The following is a 20,437-nucleotide window of genomic DNA, read 5'->3' as shown; positions in this document are numbered from 1 at the left end:
ATGTCCAGCACCACGTCGACGGCGCTGTGGCCCTGGCGGGTGGTCACCTTCCTGGTCTGGTACGCCAAGGAGTTTCTGCTGGCCAACGCCCGGGTCACCGCTGATGTGCTGCGCCCCCGGGGTCGGCAGAAGATGCACCCGGCCATCATCGCGGTGCCCGCGGCCAGCCGGTCCGAGGCCGAGTGGGCCCTGATCTCAAGCCTGATCACCCTCACCCCGGGGACCCTGACGCTGACCATCTCCCGCGAGCACCAGATCCTCTACATCCACGGGATGTTTGTGGACTCCCGCGAGGAGCTGGTGGCCGAGATCCAGGAGATGGAGGACCGTATGCTCGGCGCCATGCGCCGCCAGCCGGGGGACCTGACGCGGCCGGTCGAAGCTCCGGTGGTCACTCCGGCCGAACCGTCGGAAGACGGTGAGGACTGATGTCAGAGATCACTCTGGAGGTCGCGCTGATCCTGCTGGCGGTGGGTATGCTGCTGGCGGCTTCCCGCGCCTACGTGGGCCCGCGGCTGACCGACCGGGCGGTAGCCGCCGACCTCATCTTCTTCGCGATCATCGGATTCATCGCCCTGATCGGTCTGCGCACCCAGATTGAGGCGCTGTTCGACATCATTCTCATCGCTACGCTGCTGGGCTTCATGGCCGCGATCTCCATGGCCCGCCTGGGATCAGGAGGTCGCCGCTGATGGATATCGCCAGCTTCTTCCACGGTGCCGGCCTGGTGCTGATCTTCCTGGGCATCGCCACCATCATCATCGCCGGTATCGGCCTCTTCCGGCTGCCGGACCTCTACCTGCGCGCCTCGGCCGTGGGCACCTCGGCCGGGCTGGGAGTGGCCAGCATTGTGCTGGGTGCGCTGCTGATGGACTTCACCTGGCTGAATCTGCTCAAGGCGGTGATCGCCGTCGTCGCCCAGCTGCTGACCTCGGCGGTGGGCTCCATGGCGATCGCCCGCACGGGCTATCTCAACAACTCCCGGCCCGCCGAGATCACCCACACCGATGACCTGATCAGGACCCGGCGGGATATGTTCGATTCCGACGCCGAGCCTCACCGGTAGCCCCCGTTCGGTCTGCCCAGCCAGTGTCCAGACAGTATCCGGATACTGTGGACAGTGACCGCGGCGCAGCGGCGGGCGCACGGAACCCCCTGATCAGGGGGGGCGCGCCGCCGGGTCAGGAGTCCGAGGACCAGGGAAGCGAGGCGAGGATGAGCAGCGAGAATCCCACCGTCGGCCAGCCGGGGGGTCTGAGCCCGTACCAGCGTCAGGACCATGACGACGTCGCAGACGTCTTTGAGGACGCCGCCGGCTACGAGGACGCTTCGCGTCCGGGCACAGTGACAGCCGCAGCCGACCAGCCCTATGTGGTCAAGACGCGGCAGCGGGAGGAGTTCGCCGCAGAGCACAACGGCGAGGAGCGCCGGCGGCCGGCCACGCCGCTGAAGCTCACCGGGGCCGCCTGGCGCTACAGCCTGAAGCGTACGCTGGCGGAGTTCAACCGCGACCAGTGCACCGACCTGGCCGCCGCCCTGACCTATTACGCCGTGCTCTCCATCTTTCCCGCCCTCATCGCCCTGGTCTCCATCCTGGGACTGGTGGGCGAGGCCGAGCGGGTGCAGACCTTCTTCACCGACACCATCCGGGACCTGGTCAATGACGACCCGGGCGTGATGGACACCGTGGAGACGGGCCTGGGCAGCATCACCGGGGCCTCCGGGGCGGGCCTGGGGCTGGCCGTCGGCATCCTGCTGGCCATCTGGACGGCCTCGAACTATGTCAACGCCTTCTCCCGGGCCATGAACCGGATCTGGGAGGTGGAGGAGGGCCGTCCCTTCCTCAAGCTGCGGCCCATTCTGTACCTGGTCACGGTGGCCCTGATCGTGCTGGTCGCCGTCGCCGCGGTAACCCTGGTGGTCTCCGGACCCCTGGCCGAGTCGATAGGCAACGCCATCGGGCTGGGGGAGACGGCAGTGACCGTCTGGAACTGGGCGACCCCGGTGCTGCTGGTGCTGGTGGCCGCCGCGGGCATCGCACTGCTCTACTACTGCACTCCCAATATCCGCCCCCCAGGTGCCGTATGGACCTCGGCCGGAGCGCTGGTGGCCATCGTGGTGATGATCCTGACCACTGTGGCGGTGGCGTTCTACGTGATGAACTTCGCCAACTACGAGGCCACCTACGGGTCCCTGGCCAGCGTGATCATCCTTCTGTTCTGGATCTACATCATGAACATGGTGCTGCTGCTGGGCGCGGAGCTGGACGCTGAACTGGTGCGCGCCCAGCAGCTGCAGGCCGGCATCGAGGCCGAGCGCACCATCATGCGGCCGCCGCGGGAGACCAGCGGAGCCGAGAAGAAGAACGCGGCCTATGAGAAGCTGCTGGCCGCCGGCAGCGCACTGCGGGCCAGCCGGGGTGAGACGGCCGACCCCGAGCAGCTGTGGCGACGCTAGCCAGCGTCCGACCCCGCCGAGAGAGTGAGACGTGCGTCATGGAGCGTAACAATCTGTCATATTGCGCCGCGGCTCGGACTACGACGCCGGCCGCCCCGGCAGCGGGTTGTGTGACGGGAATGTTTCGCGCCCGAGGCGCGGGCTGGCCAGCTATGCATAACCTTGAGGCCGCCTGAAGTTTTCCTCAATGTCAAAAATCCGCGTGATTCCGGCAGGCAGGACCAGTTGGGGGCGCGGCCCCAGCCTCTGTGCTGAATGCTTCCGCGATCCTGCGCCTGCGGACTTGACAGATCGCATCATCGTATTTCTCCGCCATTCCGGGGATGCGGGCGGCCAGTAACGATTCGATTACGGCTCCGCTGAGGGTGCACCCAGCTTCGTCCAAGGGTCGTAATCTGGTGCGCACCTTGTACTGAAGTGTTGCGTGCATCACTTCAGACACTCGCACCTATTGCATGAGGAGCAATATGAAACTGCGCAAACTGTCTGCAGCCGCGGCCATTCTGGCCAGCGGCGCCCTGGTCCTCACCGGCTGCACTCCCGGCGGGGAAACCGAGGATGCCAACGGCGACACCGGCAACGGTGAAGAGACTCAGGCGGAGAACGGCGGCGGCGCCGAACCCCAGGAGGGTTCCGGTGGGGAGTTCGACCAAGAAGGCGCTCTCTACACGGTCATTCCTGAGTCCGGTGCCAAGGCAGAGATGCCGGACACGTTCGAGACTAATGATGACACCATCATCGCCTCCACCGGTGCCCAGCCTTTCCAGAACGTCAACGCTGCGCACTCCGGAGCCAATTCGGTGAACAACTCGGTGGTGACCGACCGTATGTCGTCGGGCTTCATCTACTTCGGCAGCGACCTCTCCATCAATGCCGATGAGGAATTCGGCTCCTACGAGGTGGTCAGCGAGGACCCCTTCACGGTGGAGTACACCATCAGTGATGAAGCCGTCTGGTCCGACGGAACCCCCATCACCGTCCGGGACTACCAGCTCGGCTGGGCCGCTCAGCAGTACGCCGGCGAAGAGGACGGCGGGGCAGGCTTCAGCCCCTCCGGCGGCTCCCTGGCGCTCTACGTTCCGGACGGTTTCCAGTCCGAGGCCCCCGACTCCAAGACCTTCACGGTGGAGTACCCCGAGTACTACGCCGACTGGGAGCTCATGGTCTCCGGGCCGGGTGTTCCGGCCCACATCGTCGCCGAGCAGGCCGGCCTGAGCGTTGAAGAGCTCGACGCCGCCATCGCCGAGGGCGACACCGAGGCTCTGGCACCGGTGGCCGAAGTGTGGAACACCGGTATGGGCCACGCCGGCGAGTGGGATCCGGAGATCGCACTCTCCTCCGGCCCCTACCAGCTGGCTGAATGGAACTGGCAGGGCGAGGAGTCCGGCGGCTCCGTCACCCTGGAACCCAACCCCGAATGGTGGGGCACCCCTCCAGGAACCCAGAACCTGATCTTCACCTTCCAGGACGAGTCCACGCACGTGCAGGCGCTGGAGAACTACGACATCCACATCATCCAGCCGCAGGCCGATGAGGACGTCAAGCTCGGCCTGGACGAGCTGGCCGAGACCGGTGAGTTCATTGTGCACGAAGGTGACCAGGCCACCTGGGAGCACATCGACTTCCAGTACCAGCAGGGCCCATTCGCCGAGACCCCTGAACTGGCTGAGGCCTTCGCGCTCTGCCTGCCGCGGCAGGAGATCGTCGATCAGCTGATCAAGCCGGTCAACCCCGAGGCTGAGGTGCTCAACGCACGCGAGGTCCTGTCCTTCCAGCAGGGCTATGACGACTTCGTGGCCGAGTCCTATGACGGCCGCTATGACGAAGTCGACGTCGACGCTGCGGCAGCGATCCTCGAGGAGCACGACGCCGTGGGAACCACCGTGGAGATCAACCACTTCGGTCAGCCTCGCCGGCACGCCGCAGTGGAGATCATCAACACCTACTGCGGTGAGGAGGGCGCAGGCTTCAACATTGTCGACGCCGGCGACCCGGACTTCGGCGAAGAGCTGTTGGAGGGCAACTGGTCCGGTGTGGCCATGTTCGCCTGGTCCGGATCGGGCCAGGTCGTCTCGGGCCTGAACATCTACTCCAGCGAGGGCCAGCAGAACGCCACCGGCTTCTCCAGCGAGACTGTGGACGAGCAGTGGCGAGTGGTGGCGGACAATGTCTCCGACGAGGAGCGCCGTGAAGCGCTGATCGAGATCGAGCGCGCCCTGTGGGACGACCTCCACGGCATCCCGCTGTATGTCCACCCGGGCATCGTCGCCTCGGATGCCTCCATCGCCAATGTTCGGTTGACCTCTGCCCAGACGGCCGTTCCGTGGAACGCCGAGCAGTGGCAGCGCGTCGAGTGAGTCCGGGGTCGATAGAACTCTGATTCACGTCTGCGGCAAGCAGCACCGCGCCAGCGCCCTGAGCGGGCCCAGCTGGTACCGGTGACCCGTTCCGGGGCCCGGCAGAGAACCTCTGCCGGGCCCCGGGCGGTGTCGTGCCGCGGCGTGGATACCAACGGAAGGCAACCCGCACCGTGCTGAAATACACCCTCAAGCGCTTCGGACGACTGTTCATCGTCCTGTTCGGCGCTTCGATCCTCTCCTACTACCTCATCGTTCACTCCGGGGACCCCCTGCAGAGCCTGCGCGAGTCCACCGATGCCGACGCTGAGTACCAGATGGAGGTCCGGGCCCAGCATCTGAACCTCATGCTCCCCTGGACGGATGAGTACTACCTGCCCTGGTACGAGCGGTACTGGGACTGGCTGACCGGCGTACTGGGGTGCCTGGACCCCACTGACCGCATCATCGGTGCCTGCGACTGGGGCACCACTATCAACGGCGGCGATGTGACCGCCCAGATCGCCCATGCCGCCCAAGTGTCGCTGCGGCTGGTGCTCATCGCCACTGTGATGGCTATCGTGCTGGGCGTTCTCACCGGCATCGTCTCGGCGATCCGGCAGTACTCATCGTTCGACTATGCGATGAGCTTCCTGATGTTCCTCTTCTGGTCGCTGCCCCCGTTCTGGGCGGCAGTGATCGCCAAGGAATACCTGGCCATCCGCTACAACGACTGGATGGCCGACCCGCACTTCAGCCTGCCGATGATCGCGGTGATCGCCGTGGTCCTCGCCATCGCGGTCCCCATGGTCCTCGGCGGCAGTGCACGTCGACGCATCATCACCGGCGCGGTGATGTTCGTCTACACCTGCACGGTGCTGCCGCTGCTGGACCACATCCACTTCATGGAGCACCCCCGGCTGGGCACCGGCTTCGTCGCCGTGGCGGGGGTCGTGCTGGCTGTGGGATTCACCGCCCTGATCGCCGGGATGCAGAACCGCAGGGTGCTCCTCTGCGGACTGGCGGTGGCCGGTCTGGGAATCATCTCCTACTTTGTGACCTGGGACCTGCTGCGAGGCGCACAGGGGTACCTGCTGCCGCTGAGCCTGTTCGCCCTGACGATTGTCATCTGCGTGGCGGTGGGCCGCTTCTTCGGCGGATACGCCCGCGGCCAAGCCACCGCGGTGACCACCCTGACCGGTGTGCTGCTGTCCGGGCTCATCCTGCTGGACCACTACATGTACACCTGGCCCGGTCTGCTCTCGGCCAAGCCGCGGCCTATCCGGACCATCGGAGCCGAGACCCCGAACCTGGGCACCAACGACTTCTGGGTGGTCTCCCTGGACCACCTGAGCCAGCTGTGGCTGCCCACTGTGGTGATGATGCTCACCTCGCTGGCCACCTACACCCGCTACACCCGCAGCTCCATGCTGGAAGTGGTGCAGCAGGATTACATCCGGACTGCCCGCGCCAAGGGCGTCAATGAGCGCACCGTAATTCTCAAGCACGCCTTCCGCAACGCCATGATTCCCCTGGCCACGCTGGTGGCATTCGACTTCGCTGGGCTCATCGGCGGGGCAATCGTGATGGAGCGCGTCTTCGGATGGAACTCCATGGGCACGATGTTCGTCACCGGACTGGGGAACGTTGACCCCGCACCGGTGATGGCCGTCATCATCTTCACCGGAGGCATAGCCGTGATGTTCAACTTCATCGCTGACATCCTCTATGCCGTCCTCGACCCAAGGATCCGAGTATGAGCAACGAACAGACCCCTGAGCCCACAGACGCTGAGCTCGAGCAGCAGATGGTCGACCTCGCTGAGGTCGAAGACGCCAAGCTCAGTGCCACGGACAGGTCCTATTCCCAGGGCCAACTGATCAGGCGCCGGTTCTTCTCCCATAAGCCGGCGATGGTCTCCCTGGTGGTACTGTCCATCATTGCCGTGACGGCCTTCACCTCGGTGGGCTACGGCATCCTCCCCGGCTGGTGGCAGCACCCCTTCCGGCTGCCGCAGGGCGCGGAACTGGTCAATGACGGTCAGCCGACCATGTTCACCGACGGGCAGATCTTCGGTCCCCACCCCTTCGGCCAGGACGGCCTGCCCCGCGACATCTTCGCCCGTGTCATGCGGGGTGCGCAGCAGTCGCTGATCATCGGCGTAGTGGTGGCACTGGTCTCCTCGGTGATCGGCATCCTGGTGGGTGCAGTGGCCGGATACTTCCGGGGCAAGATCGAATCGGTGCTGATGACGCTGACCGATTTCGTCATCGTGGTGCCGCTGCTGGTGATCGCCGCCATTCTCGGAAACTTCGTCCGCAACCTCCCCTTCGCTCCGTTCCCCCTGGCGATCGTCCTGGGACTGGCCGTGTGGACGGGTATGGCCCGCCTGGTGCGTGCAGAAGTGCTCTCCCTGCGGGAGAAGGAGTACGTGGCCGCCGCCATCGCCATGGGAGCCTCCCCGTGGCGGATCATAATCAAGCACATGCTGCCCAATGCGGTGGGCGTGATCATCGTCAACGCCTCCTTCACCGTGGCTGCGGTCATTCTGATGGAGTCCGTGCTGTCCTATCTGGGCATGGGGGTCCAGGCCCCAGAAGTCTCCCTGGGCATGCTGGTCTCCGAAGGAGAGTCCGCCATCAATACCCGTCCGCACCTGTTCTGGATCCCCGGTCTGTTCATCCTGGTCATCACTCTGTGCGTGAACTTCATCGGTGATGGCCTGCGCGATGCCTTCGACCCGCGTCAGCAGCGCCGGGGCGATCGCCGGCCGGGCCTGCGGCAGGTGCTTGGACTGCGCGGGGCCTCCGAGGCCCAGCGGCGGCGCGCCGGATCAGCCGGCATGGACACCGCCGGCAATCCCAGCGGCTCCACCATCGTCACCGGCAGCAATGATCCCAAGACCAATCCGCTGCAGTTCTGGAGGAAGAAATGAGCGTGAACAGCTCCCCGACGTCTGAGCAGAAGGCGGGACAGACCCAGAACCCATTGCTTCCCGCGGTTCTGTCCCTCATCATTCCCGGGCTGGGGCAGGTCGCCGTGCTCAAGCAGCGGAATTTCGGGCTGAAGCTGCTGATTGCGTGGCTGGTGATCGCCGCCGGCCCCACTCTGGTGATGATGCCGATGCGCATCTCCGGTACGCACGTCAACCGGGCCGCCCTGGCTCTGGCTGACACCGTAGCCCTGTGCGGCATCGGCTTCGGCATACTGCTGGGCGTCTACGCGGCCGTAATGGCCTACCGCAGCGCTCAGCCCGCGCCTGAGACCTCCGAGACCACGGCCGCTGCCCCGACCACAGCAGCGCTGAGCTTCGAAGACGTCCATGTCAGCTTCACCACCGAGTTCGGCTCGGTGGATGCCGTCAAGGGCGTCAGCTTCGAGGTGATGCCCGGCGAGGTTGTGGCAGTCGTGGGCGAATCCGGCTCCGGAAAGTCGGTCACCTCCGCCGCAGCCATGGGACTGGTCCCGAAGAACGGGCGGGTCTCCGGCAGGGTCTACCTCAACGGGCAGGAGGTCACTGCCATGGATGAGGCCCAGCTGCGCCGGATCCGCGGGGCCGATGTGTCCATGGTGTTCCAGGAGCCGATGACGGCGCTGAACCCGGTCCTCAGAGTCTCCGACCAGCTGGTGGAGGCCATGCAGGTCCACGGCGTCGCCTTCGGAAAGCAGGCCCTGGCCAAGGGCGTGGAGCTGCTGGAGCTGGTGGGCATCCCCGATCCGGAGACGCGGATCCATGAATATCCGCACCAGTTCTCCGGCGGTCAGCGGCAGCGCATCGTCATTGCGATCGCTATCGCCTGCAACCCGTCGATGATCATCGCCGACGAGCCGACCACGGCCCTGGACGTGACCGTTCAGGCCGAGATCCTGGATCTGCTGCGCCGGCTGAAGGACGAGATCAACACCGGCATTATGCTCATCACCCACAATATGGGCGTGGTGGCCGATATGGCTGACCGCGTGGTGGTGATGTTCCAGGGCAAAGTGGTGGAGTCCGGCACCTCCGAGGAGATCCTGCTGCGCCCGAAGCACCCCTACACCAAGCGACTGCTGGAAGCCATGCCCCGGCTGCACCAGGACGACGACGGCGTCACGGTGACCTCGGCCTCCGAGCCGGAGGAGAGCTCCCAGGACCCGCGCCGTGAGGAGCAGATGGCCATCGAAGGGCGCAACCTCGCTCTGGCGTACAAGAACCGCGGCAAATCGGTACGAGTGGTCGAAGGCGTGAACTTCGCCGTACCCAAGGGGGAGATCCTCGGGCTGGTGGGCGAGTCGGGCTCCGGCAAATCCACCATCGCCAAGGCGGTGCTCGGGCTGCTGGACGTCGACGAAGGCGAGCTGCTGATCCGCGGTCGCAACCTGCCCGCTCTCTCCCGCGCGGAGAAGAAGGTCGCCCGCCGGGAGATCGGCGTGGTCTTCCAAGACCCTGCGGCCTCGCTGGATCCCAGGTTCCCCATCGGTGAGATCATCACCGAGCCGATGGTGGTGCATAAGGTCGGTTCGCCGAAGGACCGCACCGAGCGTGCCAAGGATCTGCTGGAGGCGGTCAAGCTGCCGCCCGGCGTCATCAACCGGTACCCGCATGAGCTCTCCGGCGGCCAGCGCCAGCGGGTCAGCATCGCCCGAGCTCTGGCGCTGAGTCCTTCGATCCTCATCGCCGATGAGCCGACCTCGGCGCTGGACGTCTCTGTGCAGGCTCGCGTGCTGGAGATGTTCGCCGAGCTGCAGGAGCAGTACGAGTTCGCCTGCCTCTTCGTCACCCATGACCTGGCGGTGGTGGACCAGCTGGCCGACCAGATCATGGTCTTGGAGAAGGGACGCGTCGTCGAGCAGGGTCATAAGCACCAGATCCTGCGGGCCCCTGAGAAGGACTACACCAAGCGGCTGCTGGCCGCCGCACCGGTGCCCGATCCGCATGAGCAGCAGCGCCGGCGTCAGGCCCGGCACGAGCTGCTGGCCGCGCAGGGGCTGCGTGCCGACTGAGGGCGGAGCACGGCGATGAGCGAAAACCGCAGCGACCTCACCGGCTTCTACGTCCGCGGCCGGGAGGACGACTGGATGCAGCAGAAGCGGGAGAACTACCGCCGGTGGCGCAGGCGCGGCCTGGCCGCCGGCGGGGTCGCCGCCCTCATCGGGTTCACCGCCCTGTTCTTCATCTATGACTATCCGCGGGAGTCCGGGCTGACCGATGCCCTGGGCCTGACCTGCGGGGAGTACCTCCGCGTCGAATCGCCCGGGGAAGCGAGCCAGTTCTTCGTCCCGTGGTCCGAGCTGCAGGACGATCTGGAACGTGCCGCGGCTGAGGAACTCGGCGAGTCGCAGGCCGACACGGGACTGGAAGCCGCCGTGGACACGATTGCCGAAGAGATCGGGGCAGAGCCGGCATTCGGGGCATTGCGCGGCTTCCAGCCGACGCAGCGGCAATTCTCCGCCGCCGCGGCGGGAGAGCGGCTCATTGTGGGACACCATGAAGAGGCATGGACAGTCACCGACCGCCTCTCAGTGGTGGACCCCTCCTCCGCCGAGGTGGTGTGGACCGCGAAGCTGGTCCATCCGCGGGCGGATCCCAGCCTGGCAGATGAGCAGCGTCAGCCGGTGCTGTACGGCGTCGGCGCCGCGGGGGAGACAGTGGTGGTGCAGACGCCCACCTATCGCGGTGACACCGATGTGGTGACAGCCGCAGTCTCCGGGGACGCAGATACGCAGTGCCTGCGGCTGGAGGGAGGCGTGGAGGCGCAGCCGGTGCTGGCTGAAGCGCCCGACGACGCCGCCGCGTGGCCCCAGACCATCAACCTCAACGCCGCGCGCTCCGAGGATGGCCGGTTCCACATTCTCCACGGCCTCTCGCCGGAGCAGTCCGAGCATGTCTCCAGTTCAGTGGACATCACCAGCGGCGAGGCCGGGGAGGAATCCTCCCAGCAGGTGCCCTGGACGGAGCTGCCAGAGGTGGAGATACCCGAACAGGCGCACGAGCAGACCGTGCTGGAGCTCCACCATCTGCGCCCGTTGGGGGAGGAGCACTGCCTCCTCACCTGGGAGGGCGGCTACACAGTCCTGACGGCCGGCTGATCACTGCCCCGTCGCGGAGGCCTCCTGACGTACGTAGCCAGCAGCCCAGACCAGGGCGCCGAGGGCTGCCAGCGCGGGCACCCCGACGGCTGCGGCAGCCACCGGTGCCGCAAGCTCCGGTGCCACGGCAGCACCGCCAGCTGCTCCCAGGGCCACGGCCGCCACTGCGCCGGGCGCGCCCACGGTGGCCAGCTGCGTCCTGACGGCGGCACGGAGACTGCTGCGGGGCCAGCCCGCTGTCCGCAGCATCTGGTGGGCCGCTCGTGCCTGGTGCATGCTGCGGCGCACGGCCATGACGAGCATGATGGTTCCTGCCGCCGCTGCGCTGACAGCCAGCATCGTCTGCGGCAGCAGCACCTCGGCATTGACCAGCGCAGCCAGGCGAGAGACGCCGGCCCGTGTGCGGGCGCCGGCGATGACCAGCAGGAACATGACAGCCGTCGTGGTCAGCACGGTCAGGGACAGAGCCATCAGCGCGGCGATGCCCGGCGCCGAGCGTCCCAGGCGGAAGCCCACGGAGGCGGGCCCCCGGGCCGGCTGAGCCTCGTCGGCCCGGGGCGTACGCACTCTCGGAGATCGGAGGGCGCCGGCGGCACCTGCAATGACGGCGGAGAGAAAAATCACCGCCGCCGCTGTCCCAGCCAGCCACGTCGCTGTGGTGGGGGAGGCCAGTGCCGCCCCGACTGCCACCGCGCTCACCAGCAGCACGGCGGGGAGATCCTCGGCTATGAACCATCGGCGCACACGCCGTCGAGTCCACCCCAGGAAGACCAGCGTGGACGCTTCTCTGCGCCGGGCCGGCACATGCGCCAACTGGACAGCGCTGGCCAGGACGGCCACGCCGGCCACCGATACGCCCAGCAGCAGCCATGAGGCGGACAGCTGAGCTTCTTCCACCCCTGTTGCCGCTCCCAGAGAAGTCCACTCCTCCACAGTCCACCCCAGGTCGCGGCCGTCCTCAAAGAACTCAGGCAGATAGACGGCCACCGGGGCGAGGCTTGAGCCGGCCACCACCTGCACGTCCAGGCCGAGGCTTTCAATCGCCTCGGCTGTTTCGGTGATGCGTTGGCGTCCTTCGGCTGAGTAGGAGTCCACCCCGGCCACCCGAACCCGCACCACATCAGCACGGCGCTCCCCGCGGTAGGCCTCGTAGGCTCCCAGAGTGGTGATCACCCCCGGTGAGGACAGCAGTGCGCCCCGGCCGCTGAAGGACGGCGGAAGCGGCCTGCCGGCGTACTCGCCGGAGACGATCTGGGATTCGGCGTCGGCGTAGAGCCCCAGGGGCACATACGAGGCGCTGTCGACATCCACATCCACGCCGGGGGTGTAGCTGCCCACCGGTGCCAGCAGCGTTCCGTACGGGGGCCGGGCGTCGAAGTCCAGGTTCCGCTCCCAAGGGCGGTACCGCTGCTCCCTGGCGGTGCGCTCGGCGTCGAGCACGTAGAACCCCTGAGGCTCGTTGACCAGGGCGGCGGCGACGTCGGGCGGAGCCTCCGCGCGCTCCTGGTCGGAAGCTTGCCGGCGCTCGACTCTGCCGGGGGTCCAGTCGGTGTTGATCTGGGCGGAGTCAGCCGTCTGCGGGGCCGAGGGCGGCTGCGCTCCTTCCAGGGCGAAGCCGACATCCAGGCGGGGGACGAAGGGCACCAGGTGCTCAGAGAGGTCGATCCGCTGCGGGTCCTCCAGGGCAGGCGGATCGTCGTAGAGGACCTCGCCGTAATGCTGGTAGGACTGTGCGTTATCGAACGTCGCATCCTCGAAGGTGCTCAGCTGCGGCAGGTGCGCCTCAGCGGTGAGGTCCGGATACTCGGTCTCGGAGTAGACGATGGGCAGGATGGGACCGTCTTCGGCCTGCCATTGCGCGGCCCGCTCGTGGATGTGGGGGTAGCGGTCGGGATCCACCAGGTCCGCAACACAGGTTTCTGAGTCCTCTGCGGTGCCGGGCGGGCACTCTGCATCCTCGGACTGGGCGAGCTGTTCGAATTCGGCCAGCGCGTCCAAGAAGCCGGTCCCACCGCCGAGCAGCTCTGCCTCTGCGGCGGGGTCCACAGCGACCATCGTCGAGTACAGCTGCGGCACCACTTCAACCGTCTCATACACCTGGTGCGGATTCAGCCCCTCGTAGGTGCTGGTGGACCACGACCATGTGCTGCATTCGCAGCGGATGCTCTCCCTGACGTCGAACACTTTCATGGAGGGTCTGTCCCCGCCCCCTGTGGGGTTCCACCCCGTCCCGGTGAGAAAGAGACTGTCGGCAGGTCTGGACTGCAGGTGGCGCAGCTCCATGCCGTCGTCGTAGTAGGTGGAGACGGACCCCTTGAAAGCCCGCGGATGGTCGAAGAAGCCGGCGTCGTCCTCACCCGGCACGGCGGCCCCGAGGGGAGCCGAGAGGGCGGGGGTTGCGAACTGCCCGATGAACGCCAGCGGAGCTGCCACCTCAACGCTGGGCATTGCGCTGATCTCCTCCAGCTGGGCACCGCTGATTCCCTCTGTGGTGGCCAGTGCGGAGAAGTTCTGCTCAATCAGGCCGCCTGTCTGATCAGCCGCCTCCCCCAGCTCACCGGCAGCGGTCACCAGGAGGTCATAGTGGCCGCGCCAATTCTCATCCACAGAGTCGGAGACCGCGGAGCTGGCCTGTTCGCTGATCTGCACCGACGCCAGCACTGTGCAGCTGAGCAGCAGGCAGGTCACCAGCACGCCGGCAGAGCGGGAGACGCGGCGGAGATAACGGCCGATCACAGCGCTGGCCTCTCAGACCAGCCAGGTGTGCGTATCGGCGGCCTCGACCACACCCGGATCGTGGCTGGCCACCAGGATCGCCGCGCCGGAATCGGCTGCGGTGCGCATGGCGCCGATCACTGTATCGGCTGTGGAGCGGTCAAGACTCGCGGTCGGCTCGTCCAGGGCGATGGCCGTGGGACTCAGCAGCAGGGCTCGGGCGATGGCCAGGCGCTGGCGCTCGCCTCCGGAGAGGCTGTGCGCCCGCTGACGCTTGGCCGCCTGGAGGCCGAAGGCGACCAGCAGCTCCTCGGCGCGTCGCTCGATATCAGCCGTAATGCCCTCCGGCATCGCAGGAATCAGCACATTGTCCAGGACCGTCAGCTCCTGGATCACCGTAGCCCCCCTGATCCACATAGCCCATCCGACGCCGCCGGTGGGAGGCCAGCTCGTCCGGGCTCAGCTGCGCTACGTCCGCGCCCGCCCAGCGCACCGCACCGGAGCTGGGCGCCTGGGTTGCGGTGGCCACACGCAGCACCGAGGTCTTGCCCGAGCCGGAGCGTCCGGCCAGGCAATGGATCTGCCCGGGCGCTAGCGAGAGGTCAAAGCCCTCCACAATGCTGCGCTGAGCCCCGTCGGCCTCGGCGTCGCTGATGGTCACAGCCTCCAGCTCGATCGCCGGCGCGGCCTCGGCGGGATCACGGCGCAGTGCATCTGCGGCAGCTCCGGCCGCGCCCCGGCCCCGTCTCCTCAGGAGCAAACCTTTCATGGGTATACGCTGCACGCCGCCTGAACGCCTTCCCAGGAATCTGCGGCCAGGTGAACGGTGTCGAAACATTGCCGAAAAGAAATCTATACTACCGTGGTCTGTACCACGTGTTAGCTCCACTGATGAGGAGAACCAACTGATGACTACCCACATTCACCTCGCGGCCAAGCGCCGGCGCGGCGCCGTGGCCGCCACGGCTGCTGCCGCGCTGGTGCTTTCGGCATGCGGCGGCGACGACGGCGGCGGTGACGGCGGCGGCGAAGCCGCAGGCGACGGCGGCACCGTCTCCGTCTACAACTGCGAACCTCAGAACCTGATGCCGGGCAACTCCTCGGAGGTCTGCGGCTCCTGGGTTCTGGAGAACCTGTTCACCGGTCTGACCCAGGTCGACTACGAAACCTTTGAGGCTGGCCCCGGTGTGGCCACCGAGTGGGAGACCGAGGACAACATCACCTGGACCTTCCACCTGGGCGAGGACTGGACTTTCCACAACGGTGACCCGATCACCGCCCAGACCTTCGTGGACTCCTGGAACTGGGTCGTCAACCCGGACAACGCCCAGCAGAACGCCAGCTTCCATGACAAGTTCGTCGGCTACGACGAGGTCGTCAACGGTGAGGCCGAGGAGATGGAGGGTGTGCGTGCAGTCGACGACTACACCCTGGAGATCGAGCTGACCGAGCCGTTCTCCCCGCTGCCGCTGATGCTCTCCTACACCGGGTTCTACCCGATGCCGGACGAGGCCTTCGAGGACATCGAGGCTTTCCAGAACGCTCCCATCGGCAACGGCCGCTACCAGATGGACGGCGAGTGGGTCCACGACGACGTCATCGCCGTGGAGCGCTACGAGGACTGGCCCGGCGAGGATCCCGGCATCCCGCAGCGCATCGAGTTCCAGATCTACAGCGACGTCGAAACCGCCTACATGGACGTGCAGGCCGGCAACCTCGACGTGCTCCACACCACCCCGCCGACGCGCCTGACCCAGGTGGAGGCTGACTTCGGAGAGAACCAGCAGACCTTCGACACCTCCTCCTTCACCTACATGGGCCTGCCTCTGTACCAGGAGGAGTTCCAGGACCCGGACGTGCGTCACGCCCTGTCCATGGCGATCGACCGCGAAGAGATCATCGACTCGATCTTCGACGGCGCCCAGACCGCGGCGAGCAACATCATCCCGCCGATGCTGCCCCAGGCCCGCGAGGACGCCTGCGAGTACTGCGAGTTCGATCCGGAGACCGCGGCCGATCTGTACGAGGAGGCCGGCGGCCCCAGCGAGCTGACCGTCTACTTCAACTCCGGCGCCGGACACGAGGAGTGGACCCAGGCTGTGGCCAACCAGTGGCAGCAGCACCTGGGCATCGAATCGGTCTCCTTCGAGTCCCTGGAGTTCGCCCAGTACCTGGACCTGCATGACCAGGAAGAGGTCACCGGACCGTTCCGTCTCGGCTGGGTGCTCTCCTACCCGAGCCCGCAGTACGCGATGGAGCCGATCTACACCACCGGTCAGTCCTCCAACTACACCGGATTCTCCAACGAGGAGTTCGATGACCTGATCGACCAGGCCAACGCGGCCCTGGATGAGGATGAGGCCAACGAGCTCTACCAGCAGGCTGAGGACATCCTGCTCGAGGAGATGCCGGTCATCCCGATGTGGTTCTCGAACCACACCGTGGTCCACTCCGACCGGATCAACGGCGACAGCGTGCTGCTGGACCCGCGCACCTTCCTGCGCGTGGAGCAGCTCGAGGTCATCGAGTAAGGAGCCTGACCCTCCCACCGTTGAATGCGGCCCGCACCAGCAGCACTTCCATGCCACTGGTGCGGGCCGCATCGGCGTGCGTCCTGGCCGCGCCGGCCACGTCGAAGCTGTGAAGGGCCGGACGGCCCCGGACCGGATCGACGTCGTCGAGGACTGAGGCGGTCGGTACGGTGCAGGCGGCGGTCGAGGCGTGCGAGTAGGCTGAGGAGGTTCTGTTGGAGGAGCCTCCAGTGCCGCGGATACTCCGCCTGAGGCCGCTCAGGGCCTCCCTCAGAGAACTGACAACACACCCACCCAAGGACACTCATGACCGGCTACATCATTCGGCGCCTGCTGCAGTTCATCCCCGTGGTGATTGCAGCGACGCTGATCGTCTACGGACTGGTCTTCCTTATGCCCGGAGACCCCATCCGCGCGCTCGCCGGTGACCGCCCGATGAGTGATGCGGTCCGCGAGACGCTGCGCGAGCAGTACAACCTGGACGACCCCTTCCTGCTGCAGTACGGCAAGTACATCTGGGGCGTCTTCACCGCCGGAGACTTCGGGACCACATTTCAGGGGCGCCCGGTCTCCGACATCATCCAGCAGCGTCTTCCGGTGACGCTCACCCTGGCTGCAGTCACCTTCGTGATCCAGGGCATCATCGGCATCGCCGCCGGCGTGCTTTCAGCCATCTTCCGCGACCGCTTCATCGACCGGCTGGTGCAGGTCTCGACTGTGGTTGTGGTGGCCCTGCCGGTGCTGGCGATCGCCTTTGTGCTGCAGCTGATCTTCGGGCTGAACCTGGGATGGTTCCCGATCGCCGGGACCAGGGAGGGCCTCTACAGCTACATCCTTCCCGGCTTCGCGATGGCGGCGGTCTCCACGGCAATGATCGCCCGGCTGCTGCGCGGGGAGCTCATCGAGGCGCTGCAGTCCGACTATGTGCGCACCGCCACCGCCAAAGGCATGCGCCGCAGCCGGGTGATCACCCGGCACGGACTGCGCAATTCCATGATCCCCATCGTCACCTTCATGGGCGCGGACCTGGCTTCGATGATCGGCGGCTCGATCGTCGTCGAGTCCATCTTCAACCTCCCCGGACTCGGGGAGCAGGTATACCGCTCCATCCAGGCTCAGGAGGGAACAGTGGTGGTCGGCATCGTCACACTGTTCGTGCTCGCGTTCGTGGTGATCAACCTGATCGTCGACCTCCTCTACGCCGTCCTCGACCCCCGTATTCGCTACGACTAGGGACACGCCATGACCGAGACGAATCGTCCAGACATTCAGACCGCACCGCAGGAGCCCGAGGCCTCGGGCCCGGAGGCGTCCCAGGCGGAGGCGAGCCTCTGGGCCGATGCGTGGCGCTCGCTGCGCACCAACCCGTGGTTCATCATCTCCGCCGTTCTGCTGCTGATCCTCATCACCATGGCGCTGTTCCCGCAGCTTTTCACCAATGAGAATCCGCGCGAATGCTACCTCTCCCGCTCCCGGCTGGAGCCCTCCGCCGAGCACTGGTTCGGTACTGACATCCAGGGGTGCGACTACTACGCCCGGGTGATCTACGGAGCACGGAACTCCGTGGCCATCGGTGTGGTGGTCTCCATCGGCGTGTTCATCATCTCCCTGGTGCTGGGACTGCTGGCCGGCTACTTCCGCGGCTGGATCGACGCCGTGATCTCCCGGATCACCGATCTGATCTTCGCGCTTCCCTTCATCCTCGGCGCCCTGGTGTTCCTCAACGTCATCGAATCCCGCGGCGTCACCGAGGTGGCAGGCGTGCTCATCGTGTTCATGTGGCCGACCATGACGCGCCTGATGCGCGGCTCCGTGCTCTCGGTGGTCAACGTGGAGTACGTCACCGCAGCCCGGGCGCTGGGGGCAGGCCACCTGACCATCATGCGGCGGCACATCCTGCCCAACTCGCTGGGACCGGTGATGGCCTATACGGCGATCCTCACCGGCATCGTCATCGGTGCCGAAGCCACCCTGACCTACCTGGGTGTGGGGCTGCAGCTGCCGGCGATCTCCTGGGGCCTGCAGCTCTCCGACGCGCAGCGCTACATCACCCAGCTGCCGCACCTGACCGTGTTCCCGCTGATCGCGGTGGGTCTGACCGTGTTCGCCTTCATGAGCCTGGGCGACGCCATCCGCGACGCCATCGACCCGAAATCGAAGAAGAGGTGACGTCACCCCGATGACCACCACGACCCATCCAGCCGGCACCGAGCAGGAGGGCTACGACGCATCCGCCCCTCTGCTGGAGGTCGACGACCTGCACGTGGAGTTCCGCACCAAGGCCGGCGTCGCCCGAGCCGTCAACGGCCTGAACTTCACTCTGAACGCGGGTGAAACCCTGGCGATCCTCGGTGAGTCCGGCTCCGGCAAGTCCGTGACAGCCCAGACGATCATGGGAATCCTGGACATGCCCCCCGGCCACATCGCCGGCGGCGAGATCCGGTACCGGGGCAAGAACCTCTTCGATATGCCCGAAGAGCAGCGCCGCAGACTGCGCGGCGTCAACATCTCCATGATCTTCCAGGATGCGCTCTCGGCACTGAACCCGGTGCTGCCGGTGGGCTTCCAGATCGCCGAGATGTTCCGGGTACACCGCGGCTTCAAGCGCAAACAGGCCCGCGAAGAGGCCGTGAAGCTGATGCAGAAGGTCGGCATCCCCGCCGCGGAGAAGCGGGTGGGAGACTATCCCCACCAGTTCTCAGGAGGCATGCGTCAGCGCATCATGATCGCCATGGCGATCGCCCTGGACCCGGATGTGCTCATCGCCGATGAGCCCACCACCGCCCTGGACGTCACCGTGCAGGCCCAGGTGATGCGGCTGCTCAAGGAGCTGCAGACTGAGAACAATATGGGGCTGATCCTCATCACCCACGATCTGGGGGTGGTGGCCGACGTCGCCGACAAGATCGCGGTGATGTACGCCGGTCGAGTCATGGAGGCCGCCGACGTCTTCGAGATCTACGCCAAGCCCGGCCACCCCTACACCAAGGGCCTGCTGGAGTCGCTGCCGCGCATCGACGCCGAGGGGGAGCGGCTCAACGCCATCCCCGGCCTGCCGCCGGCACTGACGAACATTCCCCCCGGGTGTCCGTTCAGCCCCCGCTGCCCCTACTCCACGGAGCTGTGCCGCACCGACCGGCCCGAGCTGCTGCCGGTGGCCGAGGGTCACGTCTCGGCCTGCCACTACCGTGAAGAGATCTACTCCGGAGAACTGAAGCCCCGAGAGGAGGCCCAGGCATGAGCCAGGCCATGGCTGAAGCACAGCGCGATCCCTTCGCGGACGCCGAAGTGGTGCTGGAGGTCGAGGACCTCGTCAAGCATTTCCCCATCCGTGAAGGCATCGTGATCAAGCGCCGCACCGGGGCGGTTCAGGCCGTCGACGGTGTCAGCTTCCAGCTGCGCAAGGGCGAGACCCTGGGAATCGTGGGTGAGTCCGGCTGCGGCAAGTCCACCCTGGCCAAGCTGCTGATGCGGCTGGAGGAGCCCGACGCCGGCAGCATCCGCTTCCGCGGGGAGGACTTCCTGGCCATGCGGGGCGAGGAGCTGCGCCGGATGCGGCGGAAGATCCAGATCATCTTCCAGGACCCCTACACCTCGCTGAATCCGCGCATGTCGGTGGGCGATATCATCGCCGAGCCCTTCAAGCTGCACCCCGAGGCGCAGCCGAAGCAGGGCATCCGCAACCGGGTCAAGGAGCTGCTCGACGTCGTCGGACTCAATCCCGACCACATCAACCGCTACCCCCATCAGTTCTCCGGAGGCCAGCGGCAGCGCATCGGCATCGCCCGCGGACTGGCGCTGAACCCCGATGTGATCATCTGCGACGAGCCGGTCTCCGCGCTGGACGTCTCCGTGCAGGCCCAGGTGATGAACCTGCTGGAGGATCTGCAGGAGGAGTTCGGGCTGAGCTACATCTTCATCGCCCACGACCTCTCGGTGGTGCGTCACATCTCCGACCGGGTGGCGGTGATGTACCTGGGCAAACTCGCCGAGCTGGGCCTGGACGAGGAGATCTACGGTGCCCCCGCCCATCCCTACACCCAGGCGCTGCTCTCGGCGGTGCCGGTGCCCGATCCCACTATGCGCCACGACCGGCAGGAGATCGTGCTGCAGGGCGACCCGCCGAACCCGGCGAATCCGCCCTCGGGCTGCCGGTTTCGCACCCGCTGCTGGAAGGCCACTGAGATCTGCGCGGAGAAGGAGCCGGAGCTCATTGTGCGCCCGGGCATCACGCAGCGGGCGGCCTGCCACCACGCGGCCCAGAATGAGGACGTCTCCGCCTTCGAGTCTTAGGCCAGCCCTGCCTTGCGCTGAGGTGATCTCCCTCAG

17 protein-coding genes are annotated in these 20,437 nt (G+C 66.4%); 14 read left to right on the top strand and 3 right to left on the bottom strand.

Features of this window, described 5'->3' with window-relative positions; all coding sequences use genetic code 11:
• The 9 genes from Q1K09_RS04915 (at position 1) to Q1K09_RS04875 (ending at position 10,862) form a co-directional block, all read left to right on the top strand.
• Entirely contained in the window at positions 1-429 is a 429-nt protein-coding gene (locus Q1K09_RS04915) for a Na+/H+ antiporter subunit E (RefSeq protein ID WP_300343743.1), read from the top strand.
• Positions 429-692, top strand: a complete 264-nt coding sequence (locus Q1K09_RS04910) for a monovalent cation/H+ antiporter complex subunit F (protein ID WP_300343742.1) — start codon at positions 429-431, stop codon at positions 690-692. Before Q1K09_RS04915 ends, Q1K09_RS04910 begins: the two co-directional genes overlap by 1 nt.
• Positions 692-1,066 (top strand): monovalent cation/H(+) antiporter subunit G, encoded by a 375-nt coding sequence (locus Q1K09_RS04905; RefSeq protein ID WP_300343741.1) that lies wholly within the window; start codon positions 692-694, stop codon positions 1,064-1,066. The genes Q1K09_RS04910 and Q1K09_RS04905 overlap by 1 nt, the downstream gene beginning before the upstream one ends.
• A 149-nt stretch (positions 1,067-1,215) precedes the next feature.
• Positions 1,216-2,457 carry a YihY/virulence factor BrkB family protein gene (locus tag Q1K09_RS04900; RefSeq protein ID WP_300343740.1) on the top strand — a complete coding sequence of 414 codons (1,242 nt, stop codon included), beginning with the start codon at positions 1,216-1,218 and terminating at the stop codon, positions 2,455-2,457.
• 467 nt (positions 2,458-2,924) lie between these two features.
• Positions 2,925-4,814: an ABC transporter substrate-binding protein gene (locus Q1K09_RS04895; RefSeq protein WP_300343739.1), complete on the top strand. Its 1,890-nt coding sequence runs from the start codon at positions 2,925-2,927 to the stop codon at positions 4,812-4,814.
• A 173-nt stretch (positions 4,815-4,987) separates the two neighbouring features.
• Positions 4,988-6,553 carry an ABC transporter permease gene (locus tag Q1K09_RS04890; protein WP_300343738.1) on the top strand — a complete coding sequence of 522 codons (1,566 nt, stop codon included), beginning with the start codon at positions 4,988-4,990 and terminating at the stop codon, positions 6,551-6,553.
• The gene (locus Q1K09_RS04885) at positions 6,550-7,728 is read left to right on the top strand and encodes an ABC transporter permease (RefSeq protein ID WP_300343737.1); all 1,179 of its coding nucleotides are present in this window, start codon (positions 6,550-6,552) and stop codon (positions 7,726-7,728) included. The genes Q1K09_RS04890 and Q1K09_RS04885 overlap by 4 nt, the downstream gene beginning before the upstream one ends.
• Positions 7,725-9,776, top strand: a complete 2,052-nt coding sequence (locus Q1K09_RS04880; RefSeq protein WP_300343736.1) for an ABC transporter ATP-binding protein — start codon at positions 7,725-7,727, stop codon at positions 9,774-9,776. The genes Q1K09_RS04885 and Q1K09_RS04880 overlap by 4 nt, the downstream gene beginning before the upstream one ends.
• 15 nt (positions 9,777-9,791) lie before the next feature.
• The gene (locus Q1K09_RS04875) at positions 9,792-10,862 is read left to right on the top strand and encodes a hypothetical protein (RefSeq protein ID WP_300343735.1); all 1,071 of its coding nucleotides are present in this window, start codon (positions 9,792-9,794) and stop codon (positions 10,860-10,862) included.
• On the opposite strand, the gene Q1K09_RS04870 is transcribed toward Q1K09_RS04875, so the two are convergent.
• From Q1K09_RS04870 to Q1K09_RS04860, 3 genes are read right to left on the bottom strand one after another with little or no spacing between them, the layout of a single operon-like run.
• On the bottom strand, positions 10,863-13,598 hold the full coding sequence (locus Q1K09_RS04870; protein WP_300343734.1) for a hypothetical protein: 2,736 nt from the start codon (positions 13,596-13,598) through the stop codon (positions 10,863-10,865).
• A gap of 12 nt (positions 13,599-13,610) precedes the next feature.
• Positions 13,611-13,928, bottom strand: coding sequence for an ATP-binding cassette domain-containing protein (locus tag Q1K09_RS04865; protein WP_300343733.1), 318 nt, complete (start codon positions 13,926-13,928; stop codon positions 13,611-13,613).
• Positions 13,906-14,346, bottom strand: coding sequence for an ATP-binding cassette domain-containing protein (locus tag Q1K09_RS04860; RefSeq protein ID WP_300343732.1), 441 nt, complete (start codon positions 14,344-14,346; stop codon positions 13,906-13,908). Before Q1K09_RS04860 ends, Q1K09_RS04865 begins: the two co-directional genes overlap by 23 nt.
• Before the next feature lie 139 nt (positions 14,347-14,485).
• Here Q1K09_RS04860 and Q1K09_RS04855 point away from each other — a divergent pair, with 139 nt between their 5' ends.
• From Q1K09_RS04855 to Q1K09_RS04835, 5 genes are all read left to right on the top strand, one after another.
• On the top strand, positions 14,486-16,108 hold the full coding sequence (locus Q1K09_RS04855; protein ID WP_300343731.1) for an ABC transporter substrate-binding protein: 1,623 nt from the start codon (positions 14,486-14,488) through the stop codon (positions 16,106-16,108).
• Positions 16,109-16,414: 306 nt separating this feature from the next.
• Complete coding sequence (locus Q1K09_RS04850) at positions 16,415-17,341, top strand: ABC transporter permease (RefSeq protein WP_300343730.1); 927 nt, start codon at positions 16,415-16,417, stop codon at positions 17,339-17,341.
• Positions 17,342-17,350: 9 nt separating this feature from the next.
• Positions 17,351-18,277 carry an ABC transporter permease gene (locus Q1K09_RS04845; RefSeq protein ID WP_300343729.1) on the top strand — a complete coding sequence of 309 codons (927 nt, stop codon included), beginning with the start codon at positions 17,351-17,353 and terminating at the stop codon, positions 18,275-18,277.
• A gap of 10 nt (positions 18,278-18,287) precedes the next feature.
• Positions 18,288-19,349: an ABC transporter ATP-binding protein gene (locus tag Q1K09_RS04840; RefSeq protein WP_300343728.1), complete on the top strand. Its 1,062-nt coding sequence runs from the start codon at positions 18,288-18,290 to the stop codon at positions 19,347-19,349.
• Complete coding sequence (locus Q1K09_RS04835; RefSeq protein ID WP_300343727.1) at positions 19,346-20,401, top strand: dipeptide ABC transporter ATP-binding protein; 1,056 nt, start codon at positions 19,346-19,348, stop codon at positions 20,399-20,401. Before Q1K09_RS04840 ends, Q1K09_RS04835 begins: the two co-directional genes overlap by 4 nt.
• Positions 20,402-20,437: the final 36 nt, after the last annotated feature.

The organism is Nesterenkonia sp. (genome assembly GCF_029265375.1).
In the GTDB taxonomy this organism is placed as follows: domain Bacteria; phylum Actinomycetota; class Actinomycetes; order Actinomycetales; family Micrococcaceae; genus Nesterenkonia.
This window is presented reverse-complemented; position numbering and strand designations above follow the sequence as displayed.

Bases quoted from the DNA above. Each gene is read 5' to 3' on its own strand.
- Q1K09_RS04845 (WP_300343729.1), top strand. From the start codon at position 17,351: ATGACCGAGACGAATCGTCCAGACATTCAGACCGCACCGCAGGAGCCC.
- Q1K09_RS04860 (WP_300343732.1), bottom strand. From the start codon at position 14,346: ATGAAAGGTTTGCTCCTGAGGAGACGGGGCCGGGGCGCGGCCGGAGCT.
- Q1K09_RS04885 (WP_300343737.1), top strand. From the start codon at position 6,550: ATGAGCAACGAACAGACCCCTGAGCCCACAGACGCTGAGCTCGAGCAG.
- Q1K09_RS04880 (WP_300343736.1), top strand. From the start codon at position 7,725: ATGAGCGTGAACAGCTCCCCGACGTCTGAGCAGAAGGCGGGACAGACC.
- Q1K09_RS04905 (WP_300343741.1), top strand. From the start codon at position 692: ATGGATATCGCCAGCTTCTTCCACGGTGCCGGCCTGGTGCTGATCTTC.
- Q1K09_RS04850 (WP_300343730.1), top strand. From the start codon at position 16,415: ATGACCGGCTACATCATTCGGCGCCTGCTGCAGTTCATCCCCGTGGTG.
- Q1K09_RS04910 (WP_300343742.1), top strand. From the start codon at position 429: ATGTCAGAGATCACTCTGGAGGTCGCGCTGATCCTGCTGGCGGTGGGT.
- Q1K09_RS04875 (WP_300343735.1), top strand. From the start codon at position 9,792: ATGAGCGAAAACCGCAGCGACCTCACCGGCTTCTACGTCCGCGGCCGG.
- Q1K09_RS04895 (WP_300343739.1), top strand. From the start codon at position 2,925: ATGAAACTGCGCAAACTGTCTGCAGCCGCGGCCATTCTGGCCAGCGGC.
- Q1K09_RS04865 (WP_300343733.1), bottom strand. From the start codon at position 13,928: ATGCCGGAGGGCATTACGGCTGATATCGAGCGACGCGCCGAGGAGCTG.
- Q1K09_RS04900 (WP_300343740.1), top strand. From the start codon at position 1,216: ATGAGCAGCGAGAATCCCACCGTCGGCCAGCCGGGGGGTCTGAGCCCG.
- Q1K09_RS04855 (WP_300343731.1), top strand. From the start codon at position 14,486: ATGACTACCCACATTCACCTCGCGGCCAAGCGCCGGCGCGGCGCCGTG.
- Q1K09_RS04915 (WP_300343743.1), top strand. From the start codon at position 1: ATGTCCAGCACCACGTCGACGGCGCTGTGGCCCTGGCGGGTGGTCACC.
- Q1K09_RS04835 (WP_300343727.1), top strand. From the start codon at position 19,346: ATGAGCCAGGCCATGGCTGAAGCACAGCGCGATCCCTTCGCGGACGCC.
- Q1K09_RS04840 (WP_300343728.1), top strand. From the start codon at position 18,288: ATGACCACCACGACCCATCCAGCCGGCACCGAGCAGGAGGGCTACGAC.